The following is a 15,818-nucleotide window of genomic DNA, read 5'->3' on the forward strand; positions in this document are numbered from 1 at the left end:
ACCCCTCGTGCTTGGCCTGCCCGCAAGTTCCGCCGCACCCATCCGCAAGATCGCTCGCGTGGTGATCGGCGTCGGGATGCTTGCGGCGGTGACAGCCGGTTGCTCAGAGGATGATTCGAGTTCGACGGCTGCTGCAGGCAGCGACGACATCGCTGCTGTTGCTGCCGCACCGACCGAAACACCGGTAGACGAGGCAGAAAGGCTGCGGGCGGCGCTTGCGTCTACCGGGGTCACGCCCACCTTTTCCGACGACATGTTGCAGGCGCTCGGTGACGGCGTCTGCCAGCAGCTCGCGGCCGGAACGGATCGAGCGATGATCATCGCGAATCTGCGGGCGGTATCGCTGAACGGAGCAAGCGAACCAATGGTCACCTCCGGAAACGGCTCGGCCGCATCGACAACACCCCCCAGCGCCGATCAGCTGGCTGAGGTGTTCGTCGATGCGGCCGAGGCCGACTACTGCCGGTAGTTCAGCGAACGGTGTGCACGATCAGGACATCGGACGTCGCCTTGCGAGCGGCATCGGAAGGCACCGATCCGAGTAGACGCCCGGTCAACGTGTTCAATCCGCGATTTCCGACGACCAGCAAGTCGCCCTTCACCTCGTCGAGCAAAGCGAGAAGCGATTCGACGGGAGCGCCGACGACGGCGCGCTCGACAACATCCTTTGCCCCCTGGGCATGTGCGCGCTCACGAGCGGTGCGAAGGATCTCGTAGGTCGGAGCGGAACCGGTGACCTGGTAGGCCTCGTTACCCAACGCATCAGCGGCAGCGCTCACGTCCTTGGGATCAGCCGGGTAGTACGCACACGCGATGACGAGCTGAGCGTCCGAGCCACTGGCAATGGCGGCAGCTCTGTCGACTGCCTTCAGTGACGACTCGGAGCCATCGGTTCCTACGACAACGGTCCGGTAGGCACTCATTCATTCCTCCATGGTTACGGGACGGACGGTACGGCCGGCACCGGGCGCAACGCTGTTGCGCCCGCTCGACAACCGCTGCGCTGACATTAGCGGGATTGTGCCGCGGATAGTGTTATTTGCAGTACACGCCACAAGCCCACAGTGAATGTGATTCTTCGTCACAGACACATTTGTTCGGTGGTGACCACTCAGCGAAGTTTGCCGAAGCGGGGCCCGAACAGCGCCGCCGGAAATACTTCCTGCTCGACCAGGGCGGTACGCCACGGCGTCGCCAATTCCAGCAACCGCTTGGCACCCTCCTCACCCAGCGCATCCCACGGAGCCAAAGCGAGGTCGTCCGTCAGGTCTTCGACGACGTCACGCAAGTCCTGCCCGTCCTCGGTCAGCGCACCGGACGAACGATGCAGCAGTTCGCGGTCCTTCAAACTCTCGACGGCCTCGTCCCACTGTTCCTGCGACCATCCGCGACGAGTCTGCGCGAATTTGCGCTGAAACCCGATTCCCGTCGCGGTGTGCGTGATCAACGCGTCCAGGCCGTTCAATCCCGCGGTCTGAAGGGCCGCAATGTGGCCGTCACCGCGATACTCACGCAGCAGTGTCAGCGCGTGCCAGAAACGCAGGTGCGGCTCGGCCGGCCAGTCGAGCGACGCCCAACCCGCGTACAGAGGGCGGCCGTCCACTCCAGGAATGTTCTGGGCAGCGATCGACACGAGTTCGGCGGCCTCGGCCATGTCCGCCGATCCTGTCACGTCTGCACCGAACAGGCGGACGTACGCCGCGTCGATTGCCCGATACCGCGCGGCGACAACCTCTGTGGGCCTTGCCAATTCCCAGGCACGTGGGATGACACTGGCGATCAATTCAGGATTGAAGTTGAAGAAGGTGGCCGTGACGACAGTCGCGGGTGGAGCGCCGAGCGGAGCTGATCGCCCGGCAAAGTACACCATTCGGCCAGGCTCCAACCCGACGCCGACAAGTTCCTTCTCCGTCTCCGGGACGAAGTACGCCAAGGAATGGAGAAGTTCGAGAGTCCGCGCGGTCTTGCCTGCAGTCTGTGCATCCATACCTGAAACCGTAGCGGTCGAAAGCACGAACGCACGCGAGGCGACCTACTTGAGACCCGCGGCGTCCATTCCTCGAAGCTCCTTCTTCAAATCCGAGATTTCGTCTCGCAATCGCCCAGCCAACTCGAACTGAAGGTCACGTGCAGCGTTCATCATCTGATCGGTGAGTTCCTTGACCAGATCTGCCAATTCGGCCCGAGGCATCGATTTGGTGTCGCGCCCCTCGTACACACCCGCACTGACCGCACGACCGGCCTCACCCTGCGCACGCCGACCACGCGTCGCATTGCGACCCGAACCACCGACGTCCACGGACGCCGCAGTGTCCTCTGCCTCCTCGTACACCTGATCGAGAATGTCCGCGATCTTCTTGCGTAGAGGTTGTGGGTCGACGCCCATCTTCTCGTTGTAGGCGACCTGCTTCTCGCGTCGTCGCTCGGTTTCCTCGATGGCCTGCGCCATGGAAGCGGTGATCTTGTCCGCATACATGTGCACTTGACCGGATACATTTCGAGCCGCTCGGCCGATCGTCTGAATGAGGCTGGTGGAGCTACGTAGGAAACCTTCTTTGTCGGCATCGAGAATCGCGACCAGCGACACCTCGGGAAGGTCGAGTCCCTCACGCAGGAGGTTGATGCCGACCAGCACGTCGTACTCCCCCAGGCGGAGCTGACGGAGCAACTCGACTCGCCGGAGCGTATCGATATCCGAGTGCAGGTAGCGGACGCGAATACCGAGTTCGAGCAGGTAATCGGTCAGATCTTCCGACATCTTCTTGGTCAACGTCGTGACCAGCACACGCTCGTCACGTTCCGCTCGCTCGCGGATTTCGTGAACGAGATCGTCGATCTGTCCCTTGGTGGGTTTGACGATGACCTCGGGATCGATCAATCCGGTCGGGCGGATCACCTGCTCGACGAACTCACCGCCGGACTGACCCAACTCGTACTTACCTGGTGTCGCCGACAAGTAGACGGTCTGACCGATCCGCTGACTGAATTCTTCCCAAGTCAGAGGGCGGTTGTCTGTTGCCGACGGTAGCCGGAATCCGAACTCGACCAGGTTTCGCTTGCGCGACATATCGCCCTCGTACATGGCGCCGATCTGAGGAACCGTCACGTGCGACTCGTCGATGACCAGAAGGAAATCTTCCGGGAAGTAGTCGATCAAGGTTGCGGGGGCAGTTCCAGGGCCACGGCCGTCGATGTGGCGCGAGTAGTTCTCGATGCCGGAGCAGAATCCGACCTGTTTGATCATCTCGAGGTCGTACTGCGTACGCATGCGCAGACGCTGAGCCTCGAGGAGCTTGCCCTTGCCTTCGAGCTCGGCGAGTCGCTCTTCGAGTTCCGCCTCGATGTCCTTGGCGGCACGCTCCATGCGTTCAGGGCCGGCGACGTAGTGCGTCGCCGGGAAGATACGAACCGTGTCGACCTGGCGAACGATGTCACCAGTCAGTGGATGGAGGTAGTACAGTGCCTCGATCTCGTCACCGAAGAATTCGATGCGGACCGCCAGCTCTTCGTACGACGGAATGATCTCGACCGTGTCGCCGCGCACGCGGAACGAACCTCGCGTGAACGCCATGTCGTTGCGGTTGTACTGAACGTCGACGAGCAGACGCAGGAACGCATCCCGCGGCACCTCCACACCGACGTCCAGCTGAATCGAGCGATCGAGGTACGACTGCGGTGTACCGAGGCCGTAGATGCACGACACCGATGCCACCACGACCACGTCCCGTCGTGACAGAAGGCTGGACGTCGCCGAGTGGCGCAGCCGCTCGACATCGTCGTTGACGGACGAATCCTTCTCGATGTAGGTGTCCGTCTGGGCGATGTACGCCTCGGGTTGGTAGTAGTCGTAGTACGAGACGAAGTACTCGACCGCGTTGTTGGGTAGCATTTCCCGAAGCTCGTTCGCGAGCTGAGCCGCCAAAGTCTTGTTCGGAGCCATCACCAGAGCCGGGCGCTGCAGCTTCTCGATCAACCACGCAGTCGTGGCCGACTTGCCGGTACCGGTCGCACCGAGGAGGACTACGTCCTTCTCCCCCTCGTTGATCCGTTTCTCCAGCTCGGCGATAGCTGCCGGCTGATCGCCTGCCGGTTCGTACGGGCTGACGACCTCGAAGCGCGCGTCTGAGCGCTCGATGTCACCAACCGGCCGAAACTCGGAATGCGCGACCACGGGATGTTCGGAAGCAAACGCCATGAAACCAGGGTAAGCGCACCTACCGACACAATGCCCGCTCGTCCGCGTTCAGCCGAAAATGCAGTTCGGCGGTAGGTTCTTCGACCATGAGCGAGGAACGTCCCCACATTCACCGGCCGAAGGTCGAAACCTTCGACATCGCAGCTCGCACCAACGTCGATCCCAAGGGCTTCGTTCGCCCGGTCGAGCACTACCGCGAAGAACCGTGGGGGCTGTACATGGCGCGCCACGCCGACCATCCCCGGTTTCACTACCTGGAGTCCTGGATCATTCCCGAACTCGGAATTCGGGCGTCGATCCTGCACTTCACCCCGGAACACATCCGAGACTGGGATTTCTATGTCGACATCGGCGACTTCATCCGCGGCGACCAGGTCTGGACGTCCGAGGACCACTACCTCGACCTGATCGTGCAGACCGGACGCAGCGTCGAATTGCTCGACGTCGACGAATTGCTCGAGGCGAACACCGCCGGGATTCTCGACCCGAAGACGTCAGAGCGTGCGATGCTGAACGCGGCCCGCGCTATCGAGGGCATCGCCGCCCACGGTCACGATCTCGACGCCTGGCTCACCTCGGTGGGCATGCCGGTCACGTGGCGCTGAGTGGTTAGAGGGACCAGCCTGATTTCTCGGCCCACTCCCATGCCCGGTGGAAAGCGGCGTCGAACCACGGCGTCTTGACTCCCAGGTAGGCATCGATCGCAGCGGCGTAGTCGTCGATGCCGGCGGCACTCTCGGCTGCCTTGACCTTGAGTTCGGCATATTCGGCACGCGCCGCTGCGTCGGCGCGAAGCCAGTCGCGGAACAGGATCGCGAACTGCTGACCTGGCCAACCGTCCACCCGAATGTGAATGTTCGCGCGGCGCCCTGGATCGGCACTCCCGTGGATCCGCTTCGCCCACACTGCCGGATCGGTCTCGCCACCGAGGTACGACGGTTTCGGGTCGTCGGCGACGATGTGCTCGATCCGGGGGAACCCGGCAGCGGCCAGATCTTCCGCGAGGTCGTCGGCAACGCCGAGGTGCTCGACAGTGATCTGAATGTCGATCACGTCCTTGGCATCGAGACCAGGCACTGCGGTCGATCCGATGTGATCGATACGGCGCGCACGGTCACCGGACGCCAACGACAACCGGCCGATGATTCGTTCGGCCTGCGCCGGCCACGACGGGTCGGCTGGAGTCAGCTCGGGCAGTGCGCGCACTACCGTGCCCTCGCGGAGGTTCTTCTCGAAGGGAACAAGTCGATTCGCCCACAAGTCGCGGACCACGTCGTCGAGTGAACCCGGCTCTCCGCTGTTGTCGAGCCACACGTCGGCAACAGCACGACGCTGATCGTCATTTGCCTGCGCTGCGATGCGCGCACGAGCGTCGGATTCAGGCATGCCGCGCGAGCCCACCAAGCGCCGAACTCGTTCCTCCTCGTCGACGTAAACGATGACGACCAGATTGAATGCCGGCGCCATCGAACCCTCGACCAACAGCGGAATATCTTGAACGAGCACTGCATCCGACGGCGCAGACGAAATCTGCTCCATCGTCCGCGCACCGATCAGTGGGTGGAGGATGCCGTTGAGAGTTCCGCGTGACGTGTCGTCGGCAAACGCCAACGACGCCAGCGCGGGTCGGTTGAGGCTGCCGTCCTCGGACAGAATCCCGTCGCCGAATGCATCGACCAGAGCGGCAAGTCCCGGAGTACCGGGCTCGACCACTTCTCGGGCGATCAGGTCGGCGTCGACGATGACGGCTCCCAGTTCGCTGAGGATTTTCGACACTGTCGACTTACCGGCTCCGATGCCTCCAGTGAGGCCAACTCTCAACACACTCGACAGTCTCTCATCTCCGCGCCCGAGAGATTCAGACACGCCTACTGATCGAACACGCCGGGGCGTTCGAGGCTCAAATACCACAATTTCGGTGACCGTGCGGTTATGTTCTAGCGAACGCACCTGTACCTGCACCTTCTCGAGAAAGTGGACGCCATGCGAGCAGATCGCGACCATCACGGTCAGCACCGCCTCGGAATGCCGAACGGCGTGCACTGCATAGAGTTTCCCGAAGTTGCTTTTGCCCTGGCAGAGCACCGTCGTACGTGGTTCACGATGCTCGTGAGCCAAGGCCGACACAGCTTCGCGTCGATGCGTAAGCGCACAGCCGAAGCGACCGCCACCTACTGGGTGCCTGCTCCCGCAAACTGAGTTCTCTTCACAAAGTACAAAATGACCGGCAACCCTTCGGTGCCGGTCATTTTTGTGTTCACCCACTGAATTGATTCTTCGCTCGCAAGTGACACCTGGCAGAGAGAAGAACCCCGCCCCTGCACGTGCAGGGGCGGGGTTCTTCACAGATCTCGCCTGATCAGATCAAGCGGTAATCCTTATGCGTTGCCCGACAGCTTCTCGCGAAGTGCGGCGAGCTGTGCATCGCTGGCAAGCGATCCGCCAGCGGACTCGGCCGGAGCGGAGCCGGCAGCAGCCGGAGCCTCGGCGTCGTCTGCAGCAGCCGTCTCCGAGGAGTAGCCGGCAGCAGCGGTGGCAGCCTCAGCGGCCTCGTCTGCAGCGGTCTTCTCCATCTGAGCGGTGTGCATCTTGTGGCGACGCTCAGCCTCGGCGTAGCGGTTCTCCCACTCTTCACGCTGCTTGTCGAAGCCCTCGAGCCATTCGTTGGTCTCGGGATCGAAGCCCTCGGGGAAGATGTAGTTGCCCTGCTCGTCGTACGAGTCGGCCATGCCGTACTTGGACGGATCGAACTCGGCGTTGTAATCCTCGTTGGCCTGCTTCAGCGACAGCGAGATACGACGACGCTCGAGGTCGATGTCGATGACCTTGACGAGTGCATCGTCGCCGACGCCGACAACCTGGTCCGGAACCTCGACGTGGCGCTCAGCGAGCTCCGAGATGTGAACGAGGCCTTCGATTCCCTCTTCGACGCGCACGAATGCACCGAACGGAACCAGCTTCGTGACCTTGCCGGGCACGATCTGGCCGATGGCGTGCGTGCGGGCGAACTGACGCCACGGATCTTCCTGCGTTGCCTTGAGCGACAGGGAGACGCGCTCGCGGTCCAGGTCGACGTCGAGAACCTCGACGGTGACCTCGGTGCCGACCTCGACAACCTCGGACGGGTGATCGATGTGCTTCCAAGACAGCTCGGAAACGTGAACCAGACCGTCTACGCCGCCCAGGTCCACGAATGCACCGAAGTTGACGATGGAGGACACGACGCCCTTGCGGACCTGGCCCTTCTGGAGCTGGTGCAGGAATTCGCTGCGAACCTCGGACTGAGTCTGCTCGAGCCATGCGCGGCGCGACAGGACCACGTTGTTGCGGTTCTTGTCGAGCTCGATGATCTTGGCCTCGATCTCCTTGCCGACGTACGGCTGGAGGTCGCGGACGCGACGCATTTCGACGAGCGAAGCGGGGAGGAAGCCACGAAGACCGATGTCAAGGATGAGGCCGCCCTTGACGACCTCGATGACGGTGCCCTTGACGGCCTCGTCCTTCTCCTTGAGCTCCTCGATGGTGCCCCAGGCACGCTCGTACTGAGCGCGCTTCTTCGACAGGATCAGTCGACCTTCTTTGTCCTCCTTGGTGAGGACGAGAGCCTCGACCGCATCTCCCACGGAGACGACCTCATTGGGGTCGACGTCGTGCTTGATGGAGAGCTCACGAGAAGGGATGACGCCTTCGGTCTTGTAACCGATGTCGAGCAGAACCTCGTCGCGGTCGACCTTGACGATGGTTCCTTCGACGATGTCGCCATCGTTGAAGTACTTGATCGTGGCATCGATGGCGGCGAGGAAGTCCTCGGCGGAGCCAATGTCGTTAATGGCAACCTGCGGCGAGGTGACGGTTGTGGAGGGCATATGTTGAATTGCTCCGGACGAGTTGTGGTCGGTTGATGGATTTTGTCGGACGAGATGCGCAACTGTGGCGTACAAATGTTGGAAGTACTTTGTGAAGTACTAGATCGAAGTACCCAGCTGCATCAATAACGAACAACCGAATACCGGATCACATTCCACACCGCGGAAGCGCACCGCGAGCTCCCTCGGTCCGACTGATTCCGAGACCTTGGTAAAGATCTCGTATAGACAATCGGTCGGATGACAGACACTCGCGTGAGTAAGACTACGCGTCGGCTATCTTGCCGGGCAAACCCGGGTACCCTGCGCCCGCATCACCCGTTCTACTGTGTTGTTCATGTCTGACGAGCGCCATGCCGCTGCCAATTCCATTCTCGGTACCAGCGGCGTCGGCCGAGTCCGTGTCGATTCGAGTGCCAGCGACCGCGCCAGCCGTGCGTGGTGGGACGCCGACGCCGACGATTACCACCGAACCCACGGCGAGTTTCTGGGCGTGAACAGCGCGGAAGGTGAATTCGTCTGGTGCCCCGAAGGGCTGCACGAGGGCGATCACCACTTGCTCGGCGACATAGTCGACAAAGACATATTGGAAGTGGGTTGCGGCTCGGCACCGTGTGCCCGATGGCTCGCCGGACATGGTGCTCGGGCCGTCGGTCTCGACATCTCGATGGGGATGCTCGCCCGCGGGCAGGACGCGATGAATGCCGGCGGACCGGCAGTCCCGTTGATTCAGGCAAGTGCGGAACTCCTGCCGTTTGCCGACGAGAGTTTCGACATCGTCTGTTCCGCGTTCGGCGCCGTCCCGTTCGTTGCCGATTCGCAGCGAGTGATGAACGAAGTCGCCCGGGTTCTGCGTCCCGGCGGATCGTGGGTCTTTGCCGTCAACCATCCGATTCGATGGATCTTCCCCGACGATCCCGGGCCGAAGGGCTTGACCGCGACCCTCCCCTACTTCGACCGCACCCCGTATGTCGAGGTCGATGACAACGGAGTCCCCACCTACGTCGAGCATCACCGCACCATCGGCGACCGGGTTCGTGAGATCGTCGCCGCCGGACTTCAGGTGCGCGACATCATCGAGCCCGAATGGCCGGAGTGGTTGGACCGCGAATGGGGACAGTGGAGTCCCCTGCGCGGCCAACTCTTTCCGGGCACTGCAATTTTCAGCGCCGTCAAACCCTGACGGCTACAGCAGCTTCGACAGGAAAGCCTTGGTCCGGTCGTGCTGAGGATTGGCCAGGAGTTCCCGCGGCTCGCCTGCCTCGACCACAACTCCCCCGTCCATGAACACCAACTGGTCGGCGACCTCGCGGGCGAATCCCATCTCGTGGGTGACGACCACCATCGTCATACCTTCTTTGGCCAACTGCTTCATCACGGTGAGAACCTCACCGACCAGTTCGGGGTCGAGCGCGGACGTCGGCTCGTCGAACAGCATGAGCTTCGGGTCCATCGCGAGAGCGCGGGCGATGGCAACTCTTTGCTGCTGACCACCCGACAACTGGGCCGGGTAGGCGTTGGCTTTGGCGCTCAACCCGACCTGATCGAGGAGGTCCTTCGCTCGTTCGACAGCCTTCTTCTTACTGACGCGCTTCACCTGCGTCGGCGCTTCGATGATGTTCTCGAGAGCGGTGCGGTGCGGGAACAGATTGAAGTGCTGAAACACCATCCCGATGTCGCGGCGCTGTTTGGCCGCTGCTCGCGGGTGAAGTTCGTACAGTTTTCCGTTCTTCTCCGAGTAGCCCACCAGGTCGCCGTCGACGTACAGTCGGCCGGCGTTGACCTGCTCGAGGTGATTGATGCAGCGCAAGAACGTCGACTTGCCCGACCCGGACGGCCCGACGAGGCACAGAACTTGGCCGGGATCGATTTCGAGTGAGACCCCTTTGAGAACCTCGAGCGCGCCGAAGTTCTTACAGACCCGGTCTGCCTTGACCATCGGTGTCATCTGCGTTCTCCTCCTGGAATATCCGGGAGTGTCTCCACTACCGTTTCTTTGCCCTGTGCGTCGGCGAGTGCCTGAAGCTGGCGAGTGGTGAGCGTCCTCGTCGACCCTTTCGAATAGTGGCGTTCGACGTAGTACTGGCCGACCATGAGAACACTGGTCATTGCGAGGTACCACGTAACCGCGACCATCAAGAGTGGGATCGGCTCGAAATTTGCACCGGATATGTCTCTCGCTCGTCCGTAGAGTTCGGTACTCAACGGCACTGCGGTCACCAGCGAAGTCGTCTTGAGCAAGCTGATCAATTCGTTGCCGGTCGGTGGGATGATCACCCGCATCGCCTGGGGAAGGACCGTTCGCCGCATCGTCTGGCCCCACGTCATTCCCAAAGCCACTGACGCTTCGGTCTGACCTTCGTTGACCGAGGCGATACCTGCACGGACGATTTCGGCCATGTACGCCGCCTCGTTCAATGCGAGTCCGATGACTGCGAAGAGAAACGCCGCCTGGAGATCCTGCATGTCGAAATGCACGAACTGATGGACGAACGGAACGCCGAGATCGATGCTCTTGTATATGGAGGGGAAGAGACCCCAGAAGACGAGCTGGACGTAAACGGGCGTGCCGCGGAAGACCCACAAATACACCCAGGCAGCGGACTTCAGCACCGGGTTCGGCGACAGCCGCATTACCGCGAGGACGATGCCCAGAACGATCGCGGCTGCCATCGACAGAATTGTCAATTGAATGGTGACCCAGGCGGCCTTCGAAATTCGAGCGTCGAAGAGGTACTGGCGGTAAGTCGCCCAGCCGAACTGTTCATTGGTCGCCGAACCGTAGATAAAGAGCCCTACCAGGACCACCACCACGACTGCTGCGACCCATCGGCCCGGTCTGCGCAGTGGGATCGCCTTGATCGGCGCCGGATCGCCAGTCTCAGTTGTTGTCATGTTCATCAGCTTTCCGCGCCGTTGATCTTGGATACTTCGATGACGCCGGCCTCGACACTCCAGGTCTGCGCGATCTGTTGATAGACACCGTTGTCGATCAGGTACTGCATTGCCTGCTGCAGGGCGGGACCGAGGGCGGAACCCTTCACGATCGGCCAGCCGTACGGCGCGGAATCAAAGGGCTGACCCGCAGCTTCCATCCGCCCCTTACTCCGTTTGATCGCGTAGCCGGTCACCGGTGAATCAGCGGACAACGCGTCGACTCGACCCAGGATGAGTGCGTTGGCCGCGTCGTCCTGACTGTCGTACTTGATCTTCTCGATGGGCGGCTTGCCCGCAGCAACGCATGCCTCGCTCTTGGCGGGTACTTCGTCGATGTCCTCGGTAGTTGTGGTCTGTACCGCCACTCGCAACCCACACGCATTGTTCGGGTCCACGGGATTGTCCGGCCGCTGAGCCCACTGGATACCTGCGCTGTAGTACGTGACGAAGTCGACCGACTTCTCCCGCTCCTTGGAGTCGGTGAACGAAGACATGCCGAGGTCGTAGCTTCCCGACTGGATAGCGGGGATGATCTTGTCGAAGTCGGCCTGGTTATAGACAGCTTCGACCCCGAGCACAGTCGCCACTGCGTTCATGATGTCGACGTCGAAGCCGACAATTTTGCCATTCTCATCTTTGAATTCGTTTGGTGCGTAAGGAATGTTGACCCCGACCTGCAGCTTGCCCGACTCCCTGACGTTCGGGGGCAACAGGGCGGCGATCTCGGGCACCTTCTGGATGTCAAGTGGCGGCCCCTCCGGAACGAGGCCCTCGTTGTTGGTCACACACCCGCCGCACAGTGCGACGATCAAGCCCACCAACAAGACTCGCACCACGTTGGCGCGGATACGCCCGCCACTGCTCGAGCCATAACTCACGCCACGTGGCCTTGGTGCCCGTGCGTTTTCATCGACCACGACTCTGCTCTCCACTCGTCGATCGCCGCACTTGCAACGTCCATCCGAAATTCAGTCGAACGGTAGGTTACGGCAGGAGTTCCACCGTCGCCGACTTCGCAAGATTCCGGCCTGTCGTACAAGAATCAGCGACGCAGAGAGTGTGCGTACACGACTTCGGAAAATTCGCTGGTCGATGCCAAACCGCCGAGGTCGGCGGTCGCGATGCCCGACGCGATGGTCGTGCGAACGGCATCTGAAATCCGGCGTGCTGCCGCAGACAACCACCGATCGCCACGCGCATCACCGAGCCAGTCGAGCATCATTGCACTCGAGAGGAACAGTGCCGTCGGGTTCGCCCGATTCTTCCCGGCGATGTCGGGTGCGGCACCATGCGCAGCCTGAGCCATGACCTGCGTCTCGGAAGCGTTGATCGACGGCGCGGTTCCGAGTGAACCGGACAGCTCGCCCGCCAGATCCGACAAGATGTCGCCGAACATGTTTTCGGTCACCACGACATCGAAGTCGCCGCCGCGTCGAACCAGGTGCGCCGCCATCGCGTCGACGTGCTCGTCGTCGACGACTACGTGTGGGTACTCCGCAGCGACTGTTCGGCAGGCGTCACGGAACAGGCCGGTGGTCAGTGTGAGGACGTTGGCTTTGTGGACGATCGTGACGTGATTGCGCCGTCGCGACGCCAACGCGAAGGCAGTGCGTGCGATCCGTTCACACGCAGCGCGGGTGAACACACCGACGGCCAGCGCGATGTCGGGCGTCGGCATGAACTCGCCGCTGCCGACTGCCATGTTCCGATCCGCGTACAACCCCTCGGTGTTCTCGCGGACGATCACCAGATCCATGTCGGGGACCATTGCCTTGACACCGGGGAACGCCGCTGCCGGCCGAATGTTCGCGAACAGCTCGAACTTCTTCCGGATGACGCCGCCGGGTGTGAGTTGTCCGCGAAACCTCTCCGGATAGGACGCACTGTCGTGGGGTCCGAGAATCCAACCCTGCAGCTGCCCCAACGAATCGATGGTCTCGTCGGGAATCGGTGTGCCGTGGCTGTCGATGGCCGTGTTCCCGAGCGGAAGCTCGACCCACTCGACGGGCGGAGCATGAACCGCTGACAACGCCGCATCCACGATCTGCCGTGTCGCCGGGACGATTTCGTGGCCGATTCCGTCGCCGTGCATGAGTCCCAGCCGCATGGCCGAAGTACCGATTGCGCTCGCACCTGTCATCAGGCAATCATTGCTCACCATGGTCCAGTCGGTGGAATTGCTCCTCGATCCAGTGAGTGAGTCGGCAGTCCGAGCACAGTGGCAGCTTCTCGCCGACGCCGGTTTACCAAGTCAGGCCTCTCATCACAGCCCGTCCAACCGTCCGCACATCACACTGTTCGTCGCCCGTGAGATCCCCGCGGAGGTCGACGGACTGTTGAAGCGGCGCTTCTCGGCCCCGGACTTCGAGGTCCGACTCGGTGGCTACATCGTGTTCGGCGGCAAGCAGATGGTCTTGGCGCGCTCGGTCATTCCTTCGCGCGCACTCCTTCACCTGCACCGAGAAATAGCCGAGGCAACCGTTGGTTCGACGGCGCTTCCCGCCCACGTCGAGCCCGGCGGGTGGACTCCTCATGTGACGCTCGCCCGACGCGTCGAACCTGCACGTCTGGGTGAAGCCATTGCCCTGGTCGGTAACGACGTGATTCACGGGCGCAGCGGCGCGATCAGGCGCTGGGACGGCGAACAGAAGACGGAGTGGTTACTGACGCCGCCGCTGTGACAGATCGGGTTGCACGTCGGGTCACCAGGATTCCCGCGATCACCGCGAGTGCACCAACCGGCTGATTCCAGCCAACGCTTTCGTTCAAGACTATTGCGCCGAGAGCGACGCCCACCACTGGACTGAGGTAAGTGACGGTGGACGCCGCAGTCGGCCCCCACCCCTGAACGACATTGGTGTTCCAGATGAATGCGAGCCCGGTCCCCAGTGCGCCCAGAGCGATCATCGACAGGACAACTGCCGGCGTCAGGTGCATCGGTGTATTCGCGATGACCGGTGAGGCCAGAACCATCACGAATGCACCGATACTGATCTGCAATAACGCGACCGTGCGGGTGTCGACGCCGAGAGGAAGCACGAAACGTCTGAGGTAGACAAACGAAATCCCGTACGAGGCAGTCGCTCCCAGGCAAGCGGCCTGAGAACTGACACTTCCGCCGACGCCGAGATTCCACGGCGCCAATACGATCAGCACCCCACCGAATCCGAGAAGCAACCCCAGCGATTTGTATCGCGTCAGCGTCTCCCCCGGCAGAAAGGCAAGGGAGACAGCCATAGTCATCAGTGGCGTGGTGGCGTTGTAGATGCTCGCGAGTCCCGAGGACATGTTTTGCTCGGCCCAACTGAACAGCAGCCACGGCACGATGCATTGTGTCGCTGCGAGAAAAGCCATGTGTTTCCAGACGCGAAAGTCCCTCGGTAGGCCGATCCGGCTGACCGCTGACACGAGAACCAGCGCGAGCGCACCGAAGACCAAGCGCCACAGAACTACCTGCGTGAAGGACAGACCTTCGAGCCCGATCTTCATGAAGAGGAAACTGGCTCCCCACACCACCGCAGCTGCGGTGTATTGAAAGGCCAGACTTGCCCTCAAAGGGTGAAGTCTCCGTGCGGACTGACGTCGTGACGAGTGTCGGGCGTTCGGCCGGCAAGAGCTAGTACGTTCAGGACCAGTAGGACCAAGACGCTGACGACGATGATTGCCATGTGTCCAGCCTGACGGAATGTCCCACGTGGCAGTAGTGGCAGAAAAGCCAGACTTGGACGATTTTCTGCCACTTTCCTGTTTTTCTGTCACACTCGAAAGATGCTCGCGAAAGTGGTGGTCCCACTGATGCCGATGACCGAGGCTTTCGAACTCGGCGTGGCATGTGAAGTCTTCGGCTTCGACCGATCCGACGACGGCCTCCCCACGTACGACTTCTCTCTGATCGCCGCAGTTCCGGGTCCGATCCGAACGCGGTTCGGGTACAACATCGATGTTCCGTACAACCTCGATTCTCTCGACGACGCCGATCTCATCGTCGTGTCCGCCGGCGGAACCTACGACGCCGGCGACGCGTACATGTGCTCACCGAGTCCCGACTCGAGTGTCGATCCCCTGTTGGTCAAACTCAACGAGGCCGTAGCCCGGGGCGCCAAGGTGGCGAGTCTGTGCACCGGAGCGTTCGTCCTCGGGGCGGCTGGACTACTGGACGGAAGGCGATGCACGACCCATTGGCGGCATGCAGAGAGGCTTGCCCAGACGTATCCGGAAGCCAAGGTCGATCCGGACGTGTTGTACGTGGACGAAGATCCGGTGTTCACCAGCGCAGGCACCGCGGCAGGAATCGACCTGTGCCTGCACATCGTCCGAAAAGAACAGGGTTCTCGCGTTGCCAATGGCATCGCGAGAAGGATGGTGGTGCCGCCCCATCGTGACGGTGGGCAAGCCCAGTACGTTGCCACTCCCCTCGCCTCGACGCCGAGTGCAACCCTTGCCCCGCTCCTCGACTGGATGACGGAGAACCTCGCCCTCGACCTCACTGTGGGCATGGTCGCAGCCCGCGCGAACATGTCCGCGCGCACGTTCGCGCGCCGTTTCCAAGCGGAAACGGGAACAACCCCCGCCCGCTGGCTCAGCGATCAGCGAGTACTGGCCGCCCAACACCTCCTCGAGAATTCCGACCTCTCCGTCGACGTCATCGCAGAACGCGTCGGATTCGGCGGCGGTGCCGTGCTTCGCCAGCACTTCATTCGTCTGCGTTGCACCACGCCGCAGGCCTACCGCCGGACGTTTCGGGCGACCGAGGACGCAAGCTGAAATCGGCTCAGGGAAGAATCAGCGGTTCCGGGGCGTTGCACACACCAACAGCCCGC

At 61.9% G+C, this 15,818-nt stretch carries 16 protein-coding genes; 6 read left to right on the forward strand and 10 right to left on the reverse strand.

The window, feature by feature from the left end:
- Window positions 1-7 precede the first annotated feature (7 nt).
- Window positions 8-469: a DUF732 domain-containing protein gene (locus AC1Q61_RS22700; protein WP_042923009.1), complete on the forward strand. Its 462-nt coding sequence runs from the start codon at window positions 8-10 to the stop codon at window positions 467-469.
- 1 nt (window position 470) lies between these two features.
- Here AC1Q61_RS22700 and AC1Q61_RS22705 read toward each other — a convergent pair whose 3' ends face one another.
- The 3 genes from AC1Q61_RS22705 to uvrB form a co-directional block, all read right to left on the reverse strand.
- Window positions 471-923, reverse strand: coding sequence for a universal stress protein (locus AC1Q61_RS22705; RefSeq protein WP_003944055.1), 453 nt, complete (start codon window positions 921-923; stop codon window positions 471-473).
- A gap of 188 nt (window positions 924-1,111) precedes the next feature.
- The gene (locus tag AC1Q61_RS22710) at window positions 1,112-1,987 is read right to left on the reverse strand and encodes an SCO6745 family protein (RefSeq protein WP_021344388.1); all 876 of its coding nucleotides are present in this window, start codon (window positions 1,985-1,987) and stop codon (window positions 1,112-1,114) included.
- A 45-nt stretch (window positions 1,988-2,032) separates the two neighbouring features.
- Window positions 2,033-4,195, reverse strand: coding sequence for an excinuclease ABC subunit UvrB (gene uvrB, locus AC1Q61_RS22715; RefSeq protein ID WP_007728743.1), 2,163 nt, complete (start codon window positions 4,193-4,195; stop codon window positions 2,033-2,035).
- Between the two features lie 86 nt (window positions 4,196-4,281).
- Here uvrB and AC1Q61_RS22720 point away from each other — a divergent pair, with 86 nt between their 5' ends.
- Entirely contained in the window at window positions 4,282-4,800 is a 519-nt protein-coding gene (locus AC1Q61_RS22720; protein WP_003944071.1) for a ribonuclease FAU-1 family protein, read from the forward strand.
- A 4-nt stretch (window positions 4,801-4,804) separates the two neighbouring features.
- Here the strand turns inward: AC1Q61_RS22720 and coaE are convergent, their stop codons facing one another.
- A complete protein-coding gene (gene coaE, locus AC1Q61_RS22725; RefSeq protein ID WP_047272286.1) occupies window positions 4,805-6,019 on the reverse strand; it encodes a dephospho-CoA kinase in 1,215 nt (404 codons plus the stop codon).
- A 159-nt stretch (window positions 6,020-6,178) separates the two neighbouring features.
- Here coaE and AC1Q61_RS22730 point away from each other — a divergent pair, with 159 nt between their 5' ends.
- Window positions 6,179-6,394, forward strand: coding sequence for a hypothetical protein (locus AC1Q61_RS22730; RefSeq protein WP_003944056.1), 216 nt, complete (start codon window positions 6,179-6,181; stop codon window positions 6,392-6,394).
- A 179-nt stretch (window positions 6,395-6,573) separates the two neighbouring features.
- On the opposite strand, the gene rpsA is transcribed toward AC1Q61_RS22730, so the two are convergent.
- Complete coding sequence (gene rpsA / locus AC1Q61_RS22735; protein ID WP_003944095.1) at window positions 6,574-8,061, reverse strand: 30S ribosomal protein S1; 1,488 nt, start codon at window positions 8,059-8,061, stop codon at window positions 6,574-6,576.
- A 337-nt stretch (window positions 8,062-8,398) separates the two neighbouring features.
- Here rpsA and AC1Q61_RS22740 point away from each other — a divergent pair, with 337 nt between their 5' ends.
- Window positions 8,399-9,244, forward strand: coding sequence for a class I SAM-dependent methyltransferase (locus tag AC1Q61_RS22740; RefSeq protein WP_007728737.1), 846 nt, complete (start codon window positions 8,399-8,401; stop codon window positions 9,242-9,244).
- A gap of 3 nt (window positions 9,245-9,247) precedes the next feature.
- Here AC1Q61_RS22740 and AC1Q61_RS22745 read toward each other — a convergent pair whose 3' ends face one another.
- The 4 genes from AC1Q61_RS22745 to AC1Q61_RS22760 all read right to left on the reverse strand — a co-directional run bounded on the left by AC1Q61_RS22745 (window position 9,248) and on the right by AC1Q61_RS22760 (window position 13,138).
- Entirely contained in the window at window positions 9,248-10,009 is a 762-nt protein-coding gene (locus AC1Q61_RS22745; protein WP_003944053.1) for an amino acid ABC transporter ATP-binding protein, read from the reverse strand.
- Entirely contained in the window at window positions 10,006-10,962 is a 957-nt protein-coding gene (locus tag AC1Q61_RS22750; RefSeq protein ID WP_003944035.1) for an amino acid ABC transporter permease, read from the reverse strand. The genes AC1Q61_RS22745 and AC1Q61_RS22750 overlap by 4 nt, the downstream gene beginning before the upstream one ends.
- A complete protein-coding gene (locus AC1Q61_RS22755; protein ID WP_371683520.1) occupies window positions 10,962-11,876 on the reverse strand; it encodes an ABC transporter substrate-binding protein in 915 nt (304 codons plus the stop codon). Before AC1Q61_RS22755 ends, AC1Q61_RS22750 begins: the two co-directional genes overlap by 1 nt.
- A gap of 164 nt (window positions 11,877-12,040) precedes the next feature.
- Window positions 12,041-13,138, reverse strand: coding sequence for an isocitrate/isopropylmalate dehydrogenase family protein (locus AC1Q61_RS22760; protein ID WP_042923088.1), 1,098 nt, complete (start codon window positions 13,136-13,138; stop codon window positions 12,041-12,043).
- Between AC1Q61_RS22760 and AC1Q61_RS22765 the strand changes: the two genes are divergently transcribed.
- Window positions 13,104-13,679, forward strand: coding sequence for a 2'-5' RNA ligase family protein (locus AC1Q61_RS22765; protein WP_193595251.1), 576 nt, complete (start codon window positions 13,104-13,106; stop codon window positions 13,677-13,679). The genes AC1Q61_RS22760 and AC1Q61_RS22765 overlap by 35 nt on opposite strands.
- On the opposite strand, the gene AC1Q61_RS22770 is transcribed toward AC1Q61_RS22765, so the two are convergent.
- A complete protein-coding gene (locus tag AC1Q61_RS22770; protein WP_042923016.1) occupies window positions 13,624-14,553 on the reverse strand; it encodes a DMT family transporter in 930 nt (309 codons plus the stop codon). The genes AC1Q61_RS22765 and AC1Q61_RS22770 overlap by 56 nt on opposite strands.
- Window positions 14,554-14,766: 213 nt before the next feature.
- On the opposite strand from AC1Q61_RS22770, the gene AC1Q61_RS22775 reads away from it, so the two are divergent.
- A complete protein-coding gene (locus AC1Q61_RS22775; protein WP_042923018.1) occupies window positions 14,767-15,762 on the forward strand; it encodes a helix-turn-helix domain-containing protein in 996 nt (331 codons plus the stop codon).
- Window positions 15,763-15,818: the final 56 nt, after the last annotated feature.

The sequence above is a fragment of the Rhodococcus sp. MPR-R1B genome, assembly GCF_058793255.1.

Coding starts and splice junctions, on each gene's coding strand:
- AC1Q61_RS22705 (WP_003944055.1), bottom strand. CDS start 923: ATGAGTGCCTACCGGACCGTTGTCGTAGGAACCGATGGCTCCGAGTCG.
- AC1Q61_RS22710 (WP_021344388.1), bottom strand. CDS start 1,987: ATGGATGCACAGACTGCAGGCAAGACCGCGCGGACTCTCGAACTTCTC.
- uvrB (WP_007728743.1), bottom strand. CDS start 4,195: ATGGCGTTTGCTTCCGAACATCCCGTGGTCGCGCATTCCGAGTTTCGG.
- AC1Q61_RS22720 (WP_003944071.1), top strand. CDS start 4,282: ATGAGCGAGGAACGTCCCCACATTCACCGGCCGAAGGTCGAAACCTTC.
- AC1Q61_RS22730 (WP_003944056.1), top strand. CDS start 6,179: ATGCGAGCAGATCGCGACCATCACGGTCAGCACCGCCTCGGAATGCCG.
- rpsA (WP_003944095.1), bottom strand. CDS start 8,061: ATGCCCTCCACAACCGTCACCTCGCCGCAGGTTGCCATTAACGACATT.
- AC1Q61_RS22740 (WP_007728737.1), top strand. CDS start 8,399: ATGTCTGACGAGCGCCATGCCGCTGCCAATTCCATTCTCGGTACCAGC.
- AC1Q61_RS22745 (WP_003944053.1), bottom strand. CDS start 10,009: ATGACACCGATGGTCAAGGCAGACCGGGTCTGTAAGAACTTCGGCGCG.
- AC1Q61_RS22750 (WP_003944035.1), bottom strand. CDS start 10,962: ATGAACATGACAACAACTGAGACTGGCGATCCGGCGCCGATCAAGGCG.
- AC1Q61_RS22765 (WP_193595251.1), top strand. CDS start 13,104: ATGGCCGAAGTACCGATTGCGCTCGCACCTGTCATCAGGCAATCATTG.
- AC1Q61_RS22760 (WP_042923088.1), bottom strand. CDS start 13,138: ATGACAGGTGCGAGCGCAATCGGTACTTCGGCCATGCGGCTGGGACTC.
- AC1Q61_RS22775 (WP_042923018.1), top strand. CDS start 14,767: ATGCTCGCGAAAGTGGTGGTCCCACTGATGCCGATGACCGAGGCTTTC.